General features: G+C 70.5%; 12 protein-coding genes. 5 read left to right on the top strand and 7 right to left on the bottom strand.

Annotation, left to right across the window (positions count from 1 at the left end; all coding sequences use genetic code 11):
• Position 1: 1 nt before the first annotated feature.
• The 4 genes from ACZ6JS_RS12275 to ACZ6JS_RS12260 all read right to left on the bottom strand — a co-directional run bounded on the left by ACZ6JS_RS12275 (position 2) and on the right by ACZ6JS_RS12260 (position 7,942).
• Positions 2-1,753 (bottom strand): GAF domain-containing sensor histidine kinase, encoded by a 1,752-nt coding sequence (locus ACZ6JS_RS12275; protein ID WP_469297549.1) that lies wholly within the window; start codon positions 1,751-1,753, stop codon positions 2-4.
• Between the two features lie 24 nt (positions 1,754-1,777).
• Complete coding sequence (gene cydD, locus ACZ6JS_RS12270; protein WP_469297548.1) at positions 1,778-5,335, bottom strand: thiol reductant ABC exporter subunit CydD; 3,558 nt, start codon at positions 5,333-5,335, stop codon at positions 1,778-1,780.
• A gap of 81 nt (positions 5,336-5,416) precedes the next feature.
• Positions 5,417-6,418, bottom strand: a complete 1,002-nt coding sequence (cydB, locus tag ACZ6JS_RS12265; protein WP_469297547.1) for a cytochrome d ubiquinol oxidase subunit II — start codon at positions 6,416-6,418, stop codon at positions 5,417-5,419.
• A gap of 18 nt (positions 6,419-6,436) precedes the next feature.
• Positions 6,437-7,942: a cytochrome ubiquinol oxidase subunit I gene (locus ACZ6JS_RS12260; RefSeq protein WP_469297546.1), complete on the bottom strand. Its 1,506-nt coding sequence runs from the start codon at positions 7,940-7,942 to the stop codon at positions 6,437-6,439.
• Between the two features lie 189 nt (positions 7,943-8,131).
• Between ACZ6JS_RS12260 and ACZ6JS_RS12255 the strand changes: the two genes are divergently transcribed.
• On the top strand, positions 8,132-8,500 hold the full coding sequence (locus ACZ6JS_RS12255) for a cyclophilin-like fold protein (protein ID WP_469297545.1): 369 nt from the start codon (positions 8,132-8,134) through the stop codon (positions 8,498-8,500).
• A 197-nt stretch (positions 8,501-8,697) separates the two neighbouring features.
• Here ACZ6JS_RS12255 and hisC read toward each other — a convergent pair whose 3' ends face one another.
• Positions 8,698-9,777 carry a histidinol-phosphate transaminase gene (hisC, locus tag ACZ6JS_RS12250; RefSeq protein ID WP_469297544.1) on the bottom strand — a complete coding sequence of 360 codons (1,080 nt, stop codon included), beginning with the start codon at positions 9,775-9,777 and terminating at the stop codon, positions 8,698-8,700.
• Between the two features lie 361 nt (positions 9,778-10,138).
• On the opposite strand from hisC, the gene ACZ6JS_RS12245 reads away from it, so the two are divergent.
• The 3 genes from ACZ6JS_RS12245 to ACZ6JS_RS12235 all read left to right on the top strand — a co-directional run bounded on the left by ACZ6JS_RS12245 (position 10,139) and on the right by ACZ6JS_RS12235 (position 13,747).
• Positions 10,139-11,254 (top strand): LacI family DNA-binding transcriptional regulator, encoded by a 1,116-nt coding sequence (locus ACZ6JS_RS12245; protein WP_469297543.1) that lies wholly within the window; start codon positions 10,139-10,141, stop codon positions 11,252-11,254.
• A gap of 230 nt (positions 11,255-11,484) precedes the next feature.
• Positions 11,485-12,777 carry a metallophosphoesterase gene (locus ACZ6JS_RS12240; RefSeq protein ID WP_469297542.1) on the top strand — a complete coding sequence of 431 codons (1,293 nt, stop codon included), beginning with the start codon at positions 11,485-11,487 and terminating at the stop codon, positions 12,775-12,777.
• Positions 12,778-12,925: 148 nt separating this feature from the next.
• Positions 12,926-13,747: a hypothetical protein gene (locus ACZ6JS_RS12235; protein ID WP_469297541.1), complete on the top strand. Its 822-nt coding sequence runs from the start codon at positions 12,926-12,928 to the stop codon at positions 13,745-13,747.
• A gap of 18 nt (positions 13,748-13,765) precedes the next feature.
• On the opposite strand, the gene ACZ6JS_RS12230 is transcribed toward ACZ6JS_RS12235, so the two are convergent.
• Complete coding sequence (locus ACZ6JS_RS12230; RefSeq protein WP_469297540.1) at positions 13,766-14,521, bottom strand: hypothetical protein; 756 nt, start codon at positions 14,519-14,521, stop codon at positions 13,766-13,768.
• 260 nt (positions 14,522-14,781) lie between these two features.
• Between ACZ6JS_RS12230 and ACZ6JS_RS12225 the strand changes: the two genes are divergently transcribed.
• Entirely contained in the window at positions 14,782-15,870 is a 1,089-nt protein-coding gene (locus ACZ6JS_RS12225) for a glycosyltransferase (protein WP_469297539.1), read from the top strand.
• A 109-nt stretch (positions 15,871-15,979) separates the two neighbouring features.
• Here ACZ6JS_RS12225 and thiC read toward each other — a convergent pair whose 3' ends face one another.
• Entirely contained in the window at positions 15,980-17,767 is a 1,788-nt protein-coding gene (thiC, locus tag ACZ6JS_RS12220) for a phosphomethylpyrimidine synthase ThiC (protein ID WP_469297538.1), read from the bottom strand.
• Positions 17,768-17,780: the final 13 nt, after the last annotated feature.

Below are 17,780 nucleotides of genomic sequence, written 5' to 3'. Positions count from 1 at the left end.
GCTACTGGAGCGGGGCCTCCCACACCAGGGTGGTCCCGCCGCCGTCCTCCCCGATGCCGGGGCCGTAAGAGCTCGTGCCGCCCAACGACTCCGCCCGCCGCCGCAGGTTGCGCAGGCCGCTGCGCCGACCGCTCTCGGGGATGCCCACCCCGTCGTCGGCGACTTCAAGCCGGACTCCGGGCCTGCCGTCGGGCAGTGTGACGGTGGAGTCCAGGACCACCTCGATCCGGGAGGCGCCGGCGTGCCGGAAGGCATTGGACAGCGCCTCGCGCAGCGCGGCGATCAGGTTCTTGCCGACGAGCTCGCCGACAACCGCGTCGACCGGTCCGAGGAAGCGGTGTGCGGGCTTGAAACCCAGTGGCACGGCCGCCATGTTGATCTCCCGCAGGACGCGCGTGCGCAGCCCGGACGGGGCCTCCGCAGGACCCTGCTGGAGGGCGAAGATCGCCGTGCGGATCTCCTGGATCGTCACGTCCAGTTCGTCGACGGCCTTGCCCACCCCGTCGCGGACTTCGGGGACGATCGACCGGCGCTGGGCCCCTTCCAGCATCATTCCCGTGGCAAAAAGCCTCTGGATGACGAGGTCGTGCAGGTCGCGGGCGATCCTGTCGCGGTCCTCGAAGACCGCCAACCGCTCCCGGTCGCGTTGCGCCTCGGCCATCATCAGGGCGAGCGCCGCCTGGGAGGCGAACTGGGTGGCCAAGGTGCGTTCGGCCTCGGTGAAGGGACGCTTGCCGCGCGCCCGGGGGGTGACCAGCGCGCCCAGCACCCGCCCGCCGCTGTGCAGGGGCAGCATCATGCAGGGCCCGTACGGACTGGTGAGGCGGCTGATCATGCGGGGATCCGCCGAGGCGTCGTCCGTGAAGACCGGCTCGCCGCGCAGCAGATGGTCGACCACCGGACTCTCGGCCGGGATCACCACGCCGAGCGACGTGGCCGGGTTGTCCGCCGATACGGCGACGATCTCCATCCCGCCTTCTTCGGCCGGCAGCAGGACGATCCCGGCGGCGGAGTCGGCCAGTCGGCGGGCCTGCTCGGCCACCACCGCGAGGGCGTCGTCGGCATCCCCGCCGGACAGCAGGGCGGTGGTGACGGCGACCGAGCCGTCGATCCAGCGCTCGCGCTGGGTGGCCGCCTCGTACAGCCGGGCATTGCCGATGGCGATGCCCGCCTCGGTGGCCAGCACCCGGACCATGTGGACGTCGTAGTCGTTGAACTCGACGCCGCCGTTCTTCTCGGCGAGGTAGAGGTTGCCGAAGATCTCCCCCTGCACCCGGATCGGGACACCGAGGAAGGTCTTCATGGGCGGATGGTGCTTCGGGAAACCCGCCGAGCGCGGGTCCTTCGTCAGGTCGGCGAGCCGCACGGTGTCAGAGTGCGAGATCAACGCTCCGAGCAGGCCCCGTTTCCCGTCCGGACGGTGTCCGATCCTCCGGGACACCTCCGGGCTGATCCCGTGGGTCACGAAGTCGGAGAGTCCGCGGCCCTCCGTGTCGACGACACCGATCGCCGCGTAGCGGGCCCCCGCGAGCTCGGCGGCGGTCTCGCAGATGCGGTCGAGCGTGGAGTGCAGCTCCAGGCCGGTCCCGACCGACCGCATGGCCTCCAGCAGCTGCGGTACCCGCGCCGTGAGCTCGGTGGACAGTCCGTGCAGGCTCTTGGTGGCCTCGGTGGCGGCGACCAGGGGGTCCGATGCCCCCTGCGATGGATCGGGCAGGGGATCCGGTGATTCCTGCGTCGGCTGCACTGACATGTCCTCGAGAGTAGTTAGTCCCCATTAGCGGGGAAAGTTGGCCAAAGTCCCGTCCGCCGCCCGTTCCCGCTCCAGCATCCGGCTCAGCGGCCCTTCGACCGCAGCCAGCTCCGCGTACCCGCCGCGCTGCACGACTTCGCCACGGTCCAGCACGAGCACCTCGTCCACCGCCTCCAGGCCGGCCAGCCGGTGTGTGATCAACACGGTGGTGCGGCCTTCCGTGGCGGCCAGCAGATCCGCCGTCAGGGCGTCCGCCGTGGCCAGGTCCAGGTGCTCGGCCGGCTCGTCCAGGACCAGTACGGGAAAGTCCGCCAGCAGCGCCCGGGCCAGGGCGAGGCGCTGGCGCTGGCCGCCCGAGATCCGCTCGCCGTGTTCACCGACCAGGGTGTCCAGCCCGTCCGGGAGACCGTCCGCCCACTCCAGCAGCCGGGCCGCCGCCAGCGCGTCCCTCAGCTGCTCCTCGCTCGCCCCGGTCCTGGCCAGCCGGAGGTTCTCCCGGACCGAACTGTCGAAGAGATGCGCGTCCTGGGCGCACAGGCCCACGAGCGCCCGTACGCCGTCGCTGTCGAGCGTGCGCGCGTCCGCGCCGCCCAGGCTGTAGGAGCCTTCCGCGGGATCCAGGAACCGGAGCATGACCTGGGCCAGCGTGGTCTTGCCGGAGCCCGAGGGGCCGACGACCGCGATGCGGCGCCCGGCTTCCAAGCTGAGGTCCAGCCCGCGCAGCGCGTCACGCTCCTGGCCCGGATGGCGGGCGGAGAGCCCTGCCAGCCTGAGGGGGAAGGGCGAGGCGGGGGCACCGGCAGGCTGCTCGGGCTCGGCAACGGGAACGGGCGCGTCGATGACTTCGTAGACCCGTTCGGCGCTACGGCGCACCCGCTGGCGGTACTGGACGGCGAGGGGGAGTCCGGTCACCGCCTCGAACGCGGCGAGGGGCATCAGGACGGCGACGGCCATGGCGACGCCGGCGAGCCGTCCGTCCTGGACCGCGTTCGCGGCAACGGCCGCGGCGACCACTACCGTGAGTCCACAGACGAGGGCGGACAGCCCGGCGCCCAGCCCGCCCGCGGCAGCGCCCCGGGCGGCGATGCGGGTCAGCACGCCGTCGCTCTCCCGGGCCCGGTCCTTGCGGTCCGCCAGCGCCCCGGCGACCGTCAGCTCCGCGGTGCCGGTCAGCAGGTCGGCCACCCGGGTGGCGAGCTCGCCTCGTGCGGGCGCGAGCCTGCGCTCCGCACGGCGGGCGCAGGCGCCGCTGACCAGCGGCACCCCGATGCCTGCGGCGAGGAGGCCGACGGCGAGCACGGCTCCGGCCTCGGGCAGCAGCCATGTGGTGAAGGCGACGGAGCCGGTTCCGACGAGGACAGCGGTGCCGACGGGCAGCAGCCAGCGCAGCCAGTAGTCCTGCAGGGCGTCGGCATCGGCGACCAGCCGGGCCAGCAGGTCCCCGCGCCGGTGTTCGCGCAGCCCGGCGGGCGCGATGCGCTCCAGCCGCTGGTACACGGACACCCTGAGGTCGGCGAGCATCCGCAGGACGGCGTCGTGCGAGACGAGCCGTTCGGCATACCGGAAGACGGCACGGCCCATCCCGAAGGCCCGGGTCGCGGTGACGGCCACCATCAGGTAGAGGACGGGCGGTTGTTCGGAGGCCCTCGAGATCAGCCAACCCGACACGGCCATCAGTCCGACGCTGCAGCCGACGGCCAGCGACCCGAGCAGCAGCCCCAGCCTGAACCGTCCCTGCCATGCCCTGGCCACCGCCCGCACCCGGCTCAGCGGATCGGCTCCGCCCGCGTCCGGCGAGGTCACGCCGATCCGCAACCGCTCGGGAGCGGCGCCGAGGATCCACTCCCCGGCATCGCGGCAGAGGTCACCGGCGGCCGGCTCCTCGGCGTCCCCTGCAAGCACACCGGTGCGGGCGAGGGTCGCGGACCCGTCGGGTACGGGGCCGGCCGTCATGCGGACCACCCGGTCCGCGACGGCGAGCAGGGCCGGCCGGTGCACGACCAGCAGAACCGTCCGTCCCGCGGAGAGACGCCTGACCGCGTCCACGATCCCGGCCTCGGTCTCGCCGTCCAGCGCCGCCGTCGGCTCGTCCAGCAGCAGCACCGGCCGGTCCGCCAGGAAGGCCCGCGCCAGCGCCAGCCGCTGCCGCTGCCCGGCGGACAGCCCCACGCCGCCCTCGCCCAGCAGGGTCTCGGCCCCGCGCGGCAGCGCCGACACGAAATCCCAGGCGCCGGCGTTCTCCAGGGCGGCGGTCACCTCGCTGTCACGGGCGCCGGGCCGGGCCAGCCGTACGTTCTCGGCGACGGTGCCGGCGAACAGGTGCGGCCGCTGCGGCACCCACGCGATCCGCTCCCGCCAGTGCTCCGGCGACAGTTCGGTTAGGTCCACGCCCGCGATCCGCACCTGTCCGGCGGTGGGCCGCACGAACCCCAGCAGCACCTGGAGCAGCGTGGACTTGCCGGCGCCGCTCGGGCCTGTGAGGGCCACGCACTCCCCCGGTCCGACGGTCAGCGAGACAGGGCGGGGCGAGTCCTCGTCCCGGCCCTCGTAGCGGACGGCGACCCCGTCGATCTCGATCCGCAGGGGAGCGCCGCCGGTCAGCTCCGCAGTACCGGCCGGGGCGGCGGCGGGGCTCTCCAGGACCTCGAAAATCTCCTCTGCGGCCGCCAACCCCTCCGCTGCCGCGTGGTACTGCGCGCCCACCTGCCGCAATGGCAGGTAGGCCTCGGGCGCCAGAATCAGGATGACCAGGCCGGTGTAGAGGTCGAGTTCGCCGTGGACCAGTCGCATGCCGATGGTCACGGCCACCAGCGCGACCGACAGGGTCGCCAGCAGTTCCAGGGCGAAGGACGAGAGGAAGGCGATGCGCAGCGTCCGCATCGTCGCCCGGCGGTGGTCATCGGTGATCTTGCGGATCGACTCGGCCTGCGCCTTGGCCCGGCCGAAGACCTTCAGTGTGGGGAGACCGGCCACGACGTCGAGGAAGTGCCCCGACAGTCGCGACAGGAGCCGCCACTGCCGGTCCATCCGGGACTGGGTGGCCATGCCGATGAGGACCATGAAGACCGGAATGAGGGGGAGGGTGACCACGATGATGGCCGCCGACACCCAGTCCTCGGTGACGATGCGGGCGAGTACCGCCACCGGCACCACGACGGCGAGCCCCAACTGGGGCAGGTAGCGGGAGAAGTAGTCGTCGAGCGCGTCCACTCCCCGAGTGGCCAGCGACACCAGCGATCCGGTCCGCTGACCGCCCGGACGCCCGGGCCCGAGCTCCGCGGCCCGGTCCAGCAGTCGGCTCCGCAGCTCCGACTTGACCGCCGCACTGGCACGGTGCGCGGCCATCTCCGTCAGCCATGCGATCAGAGCGCGGCCGAGCGCGACCGCTGCGAGCAGCACCAGCGGCGTACGGAGCGCCGCGCCGTCGAGGCCCTGCTCGAAGGCGCCGACCACGATCTCGGCGATGAGCATCGCCTGACCGACGACCAGCCCCGCCCCGGCAAGCCCCAGGGCCACCACCGCTCCCAGGAAGAGGCGGGTGGACCGGGCGTACCGGAGCAGGCGCGGGTCGATCGGTTTCACGTGAAACATCCTCCCGGGGAGGGCCGGCCGGGCCGGCGGGTCAGGTGGCGCGGGGCCGTGGGCACGTCCGCGGACACGGACTCAGTGCGCATCGACGATGTGCTGGGTCCCGATCCGCTTGCGGAACACCCAGTACGTCCACCCCTGGTAGAGCAGCACGAGCGGAGTGGCCACAGCAGCGCACCAGGTCATGATCTTCAGCGTGTACGGGCTGGATGAGGCGTTGGTGACCGTGAGGCTCCACGCCGGGTCGAGCGAGGAGGGCATCACGTTCGGGAAGAGCGTCAGGAAGAGCATCGCGACGGCTGCGGCGATGGTGATCCCGGACAGGGCGAACGACCAGCCCTCGCGGCCCGCCAGGTTGAAGCCGAGCGCCCCGAGCAGGGCCGGCACCGCGACGGCCATCGCGATCAGGCTCTTGCCGTCGCCGCTCGAGACCTGCGTCCAGATGAGAAAGACCAGCGCCAGGACAGCGGTGACGAGACCCAGCACGGTAGCCATCCTGCGCGCCCGGTCGCGGATGTCACCGACGGTCTTGAGCGAGGCGAAGACCGCACCGTGGAAGGTGAACAGCGTGAGAGTGACCAGCCCGCCGAGGAGCGAGTAGACGTTGAGCAGGTCGAGGAAGGTGCCGACGTACTCCTTGTTCTGGTCGATCTTCACTCCGCGCACGATGTTGGCGAAGGCCACACCCCACAGGAAGGCTGGGATCAGCGAGGTCCAGAAAATCGCGTTTTCCCAGTTGGCCTGCCAGCTCTCCTCGGCGCGCTTGTGCCGGTACTCGAAGGCCACGCCCCGGATGATCAGGCAGACCAGGATGAGCAGCAGCGGCAGGTAGAAGCCGGAGAAAAGGGTGGCGTACCAGTCGGGGAAGGCGGCGAACGTGGCGCCGCCCGCCGTGAGCAGCCAGACCTCGTTGCCGTCCCACACGGGCCCGATCGTGTTGATCAGAACCCGCTTCTCCCTACGGTCACGGGCGAGCAGCTTGGTCAACACGCCGATGCCGAAGTCGAAGCCCTCCAGGAAGAAGTAGCCGATCCACAGGACGGCGATCAGCGCGAACCAGACGTCGTGGAGCTCCATGGTGCGTTCTCCTCAGCCTCAGTACGAGAAGGCCATCGGCCGGTCGGGGTTCTTGTCGTCCCCGCCGATCTTGGTGGGCGGGTTGAGGTCGGCCTCGGTGAGCTCCGGCGGGCCGAGCTTGACGTACTTGACCAGGAGCCTGACCTCGATCACGGCGAGCACGGCGTAGAGCAGGGTGAAGCCGATCATCGAGGTGAGCACCTCGGCCTGGGAGACGTTCGGCGAGACCGCGTCGCGGGTGCGCAGGACGCCGTAGACCACCCACGGCTGGCGGCCCATCTCGGTGAAGATCCAGCCCCAGGAGCTGGCGATAAGCGGGAAGCCAGTCGTCCAGAGGGCGACGATCCAGTAGAGGTTGCCGATCTTGGGGCTCAGAGCCTTCTTGAAGAGCACCAGGTTCGGGACCTCGTCCTCCCCGGTGCGCAGCCCCGGCGGCAGCAGGAACTTCTTGCGGGTCAGCCAGAGTCCCAGCACGCCCACACCGAGCGAGGCCATGCCGAAGCCGATCATCCAGCGGAAGCCCCAGTAGGCGACGGGGATGTTGGGACGGTAGTCGCCCGGCCCGAACTTCTCCTGCTCGGCCTTGTTGACGTCGTTGATGCCCGGGACGAAGGAGGTGAAGTCGTCGTTGGCCAGGAAGGACAGCAGACCGGGGATTTCTATGGCCACCTTGTTGTGGCCCTTCTCGACGTCTCCGTAGGCGAAGACGGAGAAGGGCGCCGGCGCTTCACCGTCCCAGAGGGCCTCGGCGGCGGCCATCTTCATGGGCTGCTGCTTGAACATGACCTTGCCGAGCAGGTCACCGCTGATCGCGGTGCCCAGGCCGGCGATGATCAGGACGACGAGGCCAAGGCGCAGCGAGCTGCGCATCACGGGGACGTGCTTCTTGCGCGCCAGGTGGTAGGCGGAGATGCCGGCCATGAACGCGCCGCCGACGAGGAAGGCGGCCGTGATCGTGTGGAAGAACTGGGTGAGGGCGGTGTTCTGGGTGAGCACCAGCCAGAAGTCGGTGAGCTCGGCCCGGCCCCGCTCCTCGTTGATCCGGTACCCGACGGGGTGCTGCATCCAGGAATTCGCCGCCAGGATGAAGTAGGCGGACAGGACGGTGCCGATGGACACCATCCAGATGCAGGCCAGGTGGATCTTCTTGGGCAGCTTGTCCCAACCGAAGATCCACAGCCCGATGAAGGTGGACTCGAAGAAGAACGCGATCAGCGCTTCGAAGGCGAGGGGGGCACCGAAGACGTCACCCACGAACCGCGAGTAGTCGGACCAGTTCATGCCGAACTGGAACTCCTGGACGATGCCGGTGACGACACCCATCGCGATGTTGATCAAGAAAAGCTTTCCCCAGAACTTGGTGGCTCTGAGGTACTTCTCCTTCTCGGTGCGCACCCAGGCGGTCTGCAGGCCGGCCGTGAGCGCGGCGAGCGAGATCGTCAAGGGCACGAAGAGGAAGTGATAGACGGTGGTGATGCCGAACTGCCATCGCGCCAGGGTTTCTGGCGCCAGAGCCAGGTCCACGTCCTCGTCTCCTTCGTGTCGCCGTGATCACAGGGGAAGCCCGCCTTCCAGCCCGGCACAATCCGGGAGGAAGCAGACGCGCTTGTGAACGCGTTCACATTCACAAGCATTATTGCGCACGGCTTTCGGCTGCCTTCACCCGGGGTACCCCTCTAGCCAATCCATTCAACAGATTGTTGAATGCGGCTCATGCAGATTCGAATCTCCTGGCCCTCGGGCCAGCTCACCGCAACCCTCGACGAGACCCCGACCAGCAAGGCGCTGGCCGAGGCCCTTCCGATCTCCGCCTCCGCGAACACGTGGGGCGAGGAGGTCTACTTCGACACGGGCGTCTCCGTGGACCTGGAGGACGATGCCCGACAGGTGGTCGAACCCGGCACGGTCGCGTTCTGGACCGAGGGCGACGCCCTCGCGCTGCCCTACGGCCCGACACCCATCTCCCGCGGGGGCGAGAGCCGCCTGGCGAGCCCGTGCAACGTGCTCGGCTCGTTCGACGGCGACCCCCGCCTGCTGTCCACCGTCCGCGACGGCGATCCCGTCCGCGTGGAACTTGCCTGAGGCTGCGCCCCACCGTCTGCCCGGCGGTCCGGCCGACAGGACGTCCCCCGGCGCCCTCGCCGCGCCCTCGCCGCGTCCGCGTCCGGCGCCGTGTCCGCGTTCGCAGGTTCGCGTTCGCGTTCGCCGCAGAGCCTGGAGCCCGCAGAGCCTGGAGCCCGCAGAGGCCTGGAGGCCGCGGAGCGTAGAGGCCTCGGAGCCTAGAGCTCCTTGAAGAACGCCCCCGCCGTGTGCAGGAAGAGATCGTTCGCCTCGGGCTCACCGATCGTGACCCGCAGGCCCTCACCCGCGAAGGGCCGGACCACCACACCGGCCTTCTCGCAGGCAGCCGCGAAATCCACGGTCCGCTCGCCGAGCCGCAGCCACACGAAGTTCGCCTGCGTGTCCGGCACGGTCCATCCCTGAGCCAGCAGCGTCTCGTGGACCCGCGCGCGCTCGCCCACCAGCGCCCCGACCCGGCCCATCAGCTCGTCCTCGGCGCGCAGCGAGGCCACCGCGGCGTCCTGCGCGAGCTGGCTGACACCGAAAGGTACCGCCGTCTTGCGCAGCGCCGCGGCCACCCGCTCGTGCGCAACCGCGAAGCCGACCCGCAGGCCGGCGAGGCCGTACGCCTTGGAGAACGTTCGCAGGACGGCGACGTTGGGGCGGTCGCGGTAGAGCTCGATGCCGTCCGGGACGTCCGTGTCCCGCACGAACTCGCGGTACGCCTCGTCCAGGACCACCAGGACGTCCGAGGGCACCTGGTCCAGGAACCGCTCCAGCTCGGCCCGGCGCACGGCGGTTCCGGTGGGGTTGTTCGGGTTGCACACGAAGATCAGCCGGGTCCGCTCGGTGATCGCCGCGGCCATGGCGTCCAGGTCGTGCACGTCACCCTCGGTCAGCGGGACCTGCACCGAGGTGGCGCCCGAGATCTGCGTGATGATCGGGTACGCCTCGAAGGAGCGCCAGGCGTACATGACCTCGTCGCCCGGGCCCGCGGTGGACTGGATCAGCGACTGGGCCACGCCCACCGAGCCGGTGCCGGTGGCCACGTGCTCGACCGGCACGCCGAACCGCTCGGCGATCTCGTTCACCAGACCGGTACAGGCCATGTCGGGGTACCGGTTGAAGGCCCCGGCCGCCGTGACGGCGCTCTCCAGCACGCCCGGCAGCGGCGGGTACGGGTTCTCGTTCGAGGACAGCTTGTACGCGACGGGCCCGCCCGCGGCGGCCGGCTTGCCGGGCTTGTATGTCGGAATGCCGTCCAGCTCGGCGCGCAGCTTCGGGCTGTTCTCGCTCACCGCAGGTCCTCCTCGACCGTCCCGTACGACGTCGCCGTCGACTCAATACTGCTCACCTTATGAGGATTCCGGCCTTCCGAGAATGGGGGCGCCTGGAATGAGGGGGAGCGCACGCATATATGCGCGCGCCGGTGGCCTGCGCCGTGGCGCGCATCCCTCGTGCAGGTGAGTTGAGACCGACCCGAAACCACACCGTTTTGGCATGCCCGGTCCCGCCGACAAGCCCCACCATCTACCCCCACCACCAAAAGCCTTCATTTCCAAGGTCATTGGGGGTGGCGAACCATGCAGAAACGTGCCTGTCAACGCGTGCATATGCACCCGGGCCGAGCACCCCACCGAGCCCTACTATCGGCTCGCCATGACAGCAGCAGGGAAGCATCAGGTGAGCCGGACCGAGACCACCCGGCGGGCCGCCGGCCGACAGGGCCGGGCCGGCATCAGGGACGTGGCCGCCGCGGCGGGCGTCTCCATCACGACCGTCTCCGACGCGCTCAATGGCAAGGGACGGCTGCCCGACGCCACCCGCCGCCACGTTCGCGAGGTCGCCGACCGGCTGGGCTACCGCCCGTCGGCCGCCGCCCGCACCCTCCGTACCGGCAAGTCCGGCCTCATCGGCCTGACCGTGACGACATACGGGGATGAACCTTTCACCTTCACCGAATTCGCCTACTTCGCCGAGATGGCCAGGGCCGCCACCTCGGCGGCGCTCGCCCGCGGATACGCCCTCGTCATCCTCCCGGCCACGTCCCGCCACGACGTGTGGTCCAACGTCGCCCTCGACGGCACCGTCGTCATCGACCCCTCCGACCACGACCCCGTCGTCACCGAGCTCGTCCGCCAAGGGCTCCCCGTGGTCTCCGACGGCCGGCCCGCCGGCTCCCTGCCCGTGACCGCCTGGGTCGACAACGACCACGAGGCCGCCGTACTCGGCCTCCTCGACCACCTCGCCGCGGCCGGCGCCCGCCGGATCGGCCTGCTGACCGGCACCACCACCGACACCTACACCCACCTGTCCACCACCGCCTACCTCAACTGGTGCGAGCGCGTCGGACAGGACCCGGTCTACGAGTCCTACCCGGCCCACGACCCGTGCGCGGGCGCCGTCGCCGCCGACCGGCTCCTCGCCCGACCCGACCGCCCCGACGCCGTCTACGGGCTCTTCGACCCCAACGGCACGGACCTGCTGGCCGCCGCCCGACGCTACGGCCTGCGCGTCCCCGAGGACCTGCTGCTCGTCTGCTGCAGCGAATCCACCGTGTACGCCAACACCGAGCCGCCCATCACCACCCTGTCCCTCAAACCACGCCGCATCGGCACCGCCGTCGTGCAGTTGCTCATCGACGCGATCGAGGGCGTGGACACCGGTCGCCCGGTCGAACAGGTGGTCCCGACCGAGCTGATCATCCGTACCTCTTCGCAGCGCAGGCACCCCCGAACGACCGTCAGCCCGCCCCGATCTCCGGCCCAGGACTGACCGGCAGACCGTCCGGTCGGCCTGATCGGCGGTCGGTCCAGGATTTCAGGAACGGCAATATCGGGCAAAAACGGTAGGAACGATACGCTCCGCAAAGGATTCACCACCCCTGGTGCGTCACAGAGCGCGAGCCGCATTCCTATGATGGGCGCACGACATCACGGACCCTCCGCCCCGGAGGTCAGGAGGGTCCGCAGGTGTACGGCAGCGCGACGGTGGTGGAGGGGTCGATGACTCAGGGGGCCGGTCAGGGACCCGCGATGCGGACGGAAACGCTGCGGGACTTCCGGGTGCCAGTCACCGAACCCGCCGCTCCGTACGCCGTATCCACCGGTCTGCCCGACGAGGCCCCCGTGTACGGCGAGTACCCCGCCTACTACGACGACGGCGCACCGGCCGCCGTGCCGCCGCAGCCCGGCTACCCGCCGCAGCCGCCCGCGTCTCCCGCGCCGCCGGTCCCGCACCGCGATCCGCGCCACGAGGAGCATCTGCACGGGCGGCCCCAAGGGCAGGGAGAGGGGCACTCCCACCCGCACGCCGACGCCGAACCGGTGCGCGCGACGGCGCAGGGTCCCGAGGAGGACGACCTCGAGGGCTACACCCCGACCTACCGGGACCTCCCCGTCATCGGCCGCAGCCCGCTCGGCGGTCCCGGCGACACCGTCCAGGTCCAGTACGTCCCGCAGGACACCGCCGGTCCCGGCCCGCTGTACGTCGTCGGCGACGTCCACGGCTACCTCGACGAGCTCGTCACCGAGCTGCACGCCCAGGGCCTGACCGACGGGGAGGGCCGCTGGTCCGCGGGCAACGCCCGGCTCTGGTTCCTCGGCGACTTCACCGACCGCGGCCCGGACGGCATCGGCGTCATCGACCTCGTCATGCGGCTGTCCGCCGAGGCGGCCGCCGCCGGCGGCTACTGCAAGGCCCTGATGGGCAATCACGAACTGCTGCTCATCGGCGCCAAGCGGTTCGGCGACACCCCCGTCGTCTCGGGCGCCGGCACCGCCACCTTCCAGGCCGCCTGGCTGCTCAACGGCGGACAGCGCACCGACATGGAGCGCCTGCAGGACGTACACATCCAGTGGATGTCGCGGCTGGACGCCGCCGTGCTGGAGGACGACCATCTGCTGCTGCACTCCGACACCACGGCCTACCTCGACTACGGTGACTCCATCGAGGACGTCAACGACACCATCCACGAGCTCCTCAACCGGGGCGACGTCGACATCACCTGGGACCTCTTCCGGAAGTTCACCAAGCGCTTCGCGTTCCGCGACGAGGAGACCGGCCCGCAGGCCGTCCGCGAACTGCTCGACACCTACGGCGGCAGCCGCGTCGTGCACGGCCACAGCCCCATCCCGTACCTGCTCGGCGAAGTGGGCACCGAGGACGGCGACGAGACGCGCGGCCCCGAGGCGGTGGACGGCCCGCACGTCTACGCGGACGGGCTCGCCATCGCGATGGACGGCGGCGTGACGATGGCCGGCAAGCTCCTCGTCGTACGGCTTCCGCTGAGCGACTGAGAGCTTACGCAGAGGGGTATTTCCGGAAAGCCCCTGTCACCGCGCGGTGTGGGAGCTCTACCATCGCTCTATCCGTAGCAGGCTCTCCTCCGTTTCAGCCGGCACCCGGGTCTACGCGGGCAAACCGGCTTCTACGGAGCATCGGGGGATGCACATGACCAGCGCTCCGCACCTGCTGACCGAAGACCGACCCGAGTTCGACCGGCTCATCGACGAGGCACTGCGCGCCGCGAGCGAGCGGCCCGAGCTCGCCACACTCGGCGAGCGGCTGAACGCCGAACAGCTGCGCACCATGGCCCAGGGCGCCAGCGCCCTGCTGGCGGCCGCGGCCGCCGCAGAGTACGGCCACTACGTGAAGGTCCGCGAGGAACGCCGCGACGAGGCGCTCTCCCCACCCGCCACGAGGGGGGACGAGGACGACGACCGCAACAGCGGCGGCGGGGCGGGCGTCAGCGCCGTGGTCGCGGTCCTCGCACCGGTCCTCGCGGGCACCGCCATGCTGATCTTCCTGCTCGTGGGTTACATCCTGAAGATGATCGAGCCCGAACCGGCCTTCGCACAGACCATGGTGACGGCGGGTTGGCTCTTCGGGGCGCTCACCGCGGCGGCCCTGCTCTTCGCCGTGATCGGGTTGCTGGTCACGGCCGTCCGCAACAGTGCGACCGAGGTGTCCGCGGACGAGACCGAGGCGATACCCGACGAGGTGGCGCGGGCCCGCGAGGCCTGGCGGCACGCCCTGCTGGAGCGCGGCATCATCCCGTTCCTGCGCGACGCGCTGGCCGACCCGAGCGCGGGCCCGGGCTTCCCGACCCCCCGCACGCCGGGGGCCGGGCGCATCCCCAGTCTGGGGTACACCCGGCCCGATTTCACCAGTCCGGGAACCCCGTCGCAGGGATCCCCGCCCGGCTACACGCCCCCGGACTTCACGAGCCCGGACTTCGGCGGCCCCGAGCACCGGCCGGAGCGGTGACTCCGGCCGGCCCGGTGTCTACTTCAGCGTCTTCGGCAGCTGGTCGGGGCTCGTGCCCTCGATGGGTCGACTGCGCAGGGGCGGGGTCTCGACCAGCGCGTTCACCGGCGTCCAGTCATCGGTGCAGGTGAGGGTGGGCGGGGTACCGGGGTTCTGCGTACAGGTGGTCTCCCAGACCCTTCCGTTCGGGGCCACCGTCTCGACATTGGTGACACCGGCCTGGTCGCTGACCGAGATGCCGCAGGCCCCCTCGGGGAAGTCCGTGTTGTCGCTGAGGTTGACCCACGCGAAGTCGTCCGGCGGAGCCGGGGTGAGGCTCCGGATGCCGACCCAGGCCTGGCCGTTGAGCAGTACCGCCTTGACCTCCTCGGAAGCGCTGGGCCTGTAGGCGGCGACGTCGGTGCACTGGCCCGCGCCGGTCGCACCCGTGGCACCCGTGGCGCCCGTGGCACCTGTCGCGCCCTGCGGGCCGCGCGGGCCCGTGGGACCCGTCGGACCCCGTTGGCCCTCGCAGTCGCCGCCGCCGCGTGGGCCGGCCTGGGCGTCCGCCATTCTCGGGTCCTGGTTCGAGCTCTTCCTCGCCGTGCAGTCACCGCCGGTCGGGCTCGCCGACCGGACCGTCGCGGCCTCCTGGACGCCCTGCGCGGTGGCGAACGCCGGGCTGGCGATTCCCGCCACCACCAGAGCGAGAGATGCCAGCGTGCCTCCCTTCACCACAGCCGTCCGCCGGGCCACCGGGCCGAGGGGTGACCTGGTCCTGTTCACGGGGCTCATATATGCCGCTCCTTCTCGAAACCGAATCGAACGATGTGCGATCGGCCCGGACCGGGCCGCCTGACCCATGGTGGGTAAATCGGATTCGAAGCGGCGATCGCCGCGCGCGGTAGTCATCTCATCGGACCAGCGACCAAGCCTTAATGGCGGCACGCCCCGTGGCTTCCTTGCACGCCATTGGCGGGGTCCCTACGGTCGCCTCACGGTCGTCTTCACCACCACCGGGGACGGGATCCTTGAAAACAAAAGTCTGCCTGAACATGATCGTCAAGAACGAGGCCGCGGTGATCAGGCGCTGTCTCGAATCCGTGCGCCCTTTGATCGACACCTGGGTGATCGTCGACACCGGGTCGACGGACGGCACCCAGGAGATCATCCGGGAATTCTTCAACGACCTGCCCGGAGTCCTGCACGAGCGCCCTTGGAAGGGATTCGACGGCAGCCGCAGCGAGGCGATCGAGCTGGCCCGCTCCAGCGCCGACTACCTGCTGTTCGTCGACGCGGACGACGTGATCGAGGTGGACCCCGGATTCCAGATGCCGGAGCTCACCGCCGATTCGTACGGCATCGCGGTGCACCACCGGCCCGTCATCCACTGGCGGCCCGCTCTGGTCTCCACCCGATTGCCCTGGAAATACGTCGGCGTCCTGCACGAGTACCTGGATTGCGAAGCGCCGTTCACCCGCGGAGTTCTCGAAGGGTTCCATATCCGCGTCGTCGGCGGCGGAGCCCGGCAGGGCGAAGGAGGGGACCGGGAGAAGTACCTGCGCGATGCCGAGATCCTCGAAAAGGGGCTGCTCGAAGAGCCGGGGAATGCCCGCTACGCCTTTTACCTGGCCCAGAGCTGGCGTGACGCGGGCGAGTCGGAGAAGTCCCTGGCCGCCTACGACCAGCGGGCGGCCATGGGCGGCTTCGCCGAGGAGGCCTTCTGCGCACGGCTCTACGCGGCCCGGCTCGCGGCGGGCCTCCAGCGCCCGCCGGCCGAGGTGATGGACCGCTACCTCCGTGCCCACGAGAGCCGCCCCGGACGGGCCGAGGCTCTCGGCGATCTGGCCCGCCTCTGCCGTCTCGACGGCCGCTTCGAGCTGGCGTACCTGTTCGCCCGTCAGGCGGCGCGGATCCCGCGTCCCGAGGACATCCTGTTCGTCGAGTTCGACTGGTACGAGTGGCGCGCGCTCGACGAGCTCGCCGTGGCCGCGTACTGGGTCGGGGCGTACGAGGAGTCGCTGGAGTGCTGCGAACGCCTCCTGCGTGAGGGCGGGCTTCCGGAGAGCCAGCGCGAACGGGTCGGCGAGAACCGCGCGTTCGCCCTGGCCAAGCTGGGCCCGGAGTACCAGGTGGTGGCCTGACGGCCGCCGCTCCGGCACGGAAGAACGGGGCGGACCCGCGGCTCCCCCCATGGGTCGCGGGTCCGCCCCGTGGCCGGTCTGCCGGTCTGCCGGGCCTTCCGGACCGGTCTCAGTCGGCCAGCGGCAGGTAGACGCGGTTGCCCGAGGCCGCGAACTCGGCGGACTTCTCCGCCATGCCGGCCTGGATCTCGTCCGCCTTCAGGTCCCCGCCGTGTTCACGGCGGATGTCCTGCGAGATCTTCATCGAGCAGAACTTCGGACCGCACATGGAGCAGAAGTGCGCGGTCTTGGCCGGCTCGGCGGGAAGGGTCTCGTCGTGGAACTCACGGGCCGTGTCCGGGTCCAGGGCCAGGTTGAACTGGTCCTCCCAGCGGAACTCGAAGCGCGCGTCGGACAGCGCGTCGTCCCACTCCTGGGCGCCCGGGTGCCCCTTGGCCAGGTCGGCGGCGTGCGCCGAGATCTTGTACGTGATCACGCCGGTCTTGACGTCGTCCCGGTTGGGCAGCCCCAGGTGCTCCTTGGGCGTGACGTAGCAGAGCATCGCCGTGCCCCACCAGGCGATCATCGCGGCGCCGATGCCCGAGGTGATGTGGTCGTACGCGGGCGCGACGTCCGTGGTCAGCGGGCCGAGCGTGTAGAACGGCGCTTCCTCGCAGATCTCCTGCTGGAGGTCGATGTTCTCCTTGATCTTGTGCATCGGGACGTGGCCCGGGCCCTCGATCATCGTCTGGACGTTGTGGCGCTTGGCGATGGTGTTGAGCTCGCCCAGCGTCTTCAGCTCCGCGAACTGCGCCGCGTCGTTGGCGTCCGCGATGGAGCCGGGGCGCAGGCCGTCACCCAGGGAGTACGTGACGTCGTACGCCGCCAGGATCTCGCAGAGCTCCTCGAAGTTCGTGTAGAGGAAGTTCTCCTTGTGGTGCGCGAGGCACCACGCGGCCATGATCGAGCCGCCGCGGGAGACGATGCCGGTCTTGCGGCGGGCGGTCAGCGGCACGTACGGCAGGAGCACGCCGGCGTGGACCGTCATGTAGTCGACGCCCTGCTCGGCCTGCTCGATGACCGTGTCCTTGTAGATCTCCCAGGTCAGGTCCTCGGCCTTGCCGTCGACCTTCTCCAGCGCCTGGTAGAGGGGCACGGTGCCGATCGGCACGGGGGAGTTGCGCAGCACCCACTCGCGGGTGGTGTGGATGTTGCGGCCCGTCGAGAGGTCCATGACCGTGTCCGCACCCCAGCGGGTCGCCCAGGTCATCTTCTCCACCTCCTCCTCGATGGAGGAGGTGACGGCGGAGTTGCCGATGTTGGCGTTGACCTTCACCAGGAACTTCTTGCCGATGATCATCGGCTCGATCTCCGGGTGGTTCACGTTCGCCGGAAGCACCGCGCGACCTGCGGCGATCTCCTCGCGGACGACCTCGGGGGAGACGTTCTCGCGGATCGCGACGTATTCCATCTCCGGGGTGATCTCGCCCCGGCGGGCGTACGCGAGCTGCGTGACGGCGGCGCCGTCACGGCCCCGGCGGGGCTGGCGGGGGCGGCCCGGGAAGACCGCGTCGAGGTTCTTGAGGCCACCGCGCGGCGAGGTGTGCTTGATGCCGTCGTCCTCGGGGCGGACCGGGCGGCCGGCGTACTCCTCGGTGTCGCCGCGGCTGATGATCCAGTTCTCGCGCAGCGGCGCGAGGCCCCGTCGCACATCGGTCTCGATCTGCGGGTCGGTGTACGGACCGGACGTGTCGTACAGCGTCACGTCCTTGCCGTTGGTGAGGTGGACCTGGCGGACCGGCACCCGGATGTCGGGGCGGGACCCCGCCACGTAGCCCTTGTGCCAGCCCGGCTTGCGCTCGGTCGAGCCGTCGGCGTCCTGGCTGACGGCAGGCGTGCGTGCGTCCTGAATGGTCATGAGACCTGATCTC

It is taken from the genome of Streptomyces sp. NPDC046349, assembly GCF_055587885.1.
This window is presented reverse-complemented; position numbering and strand designations above follow the sequence as displayed.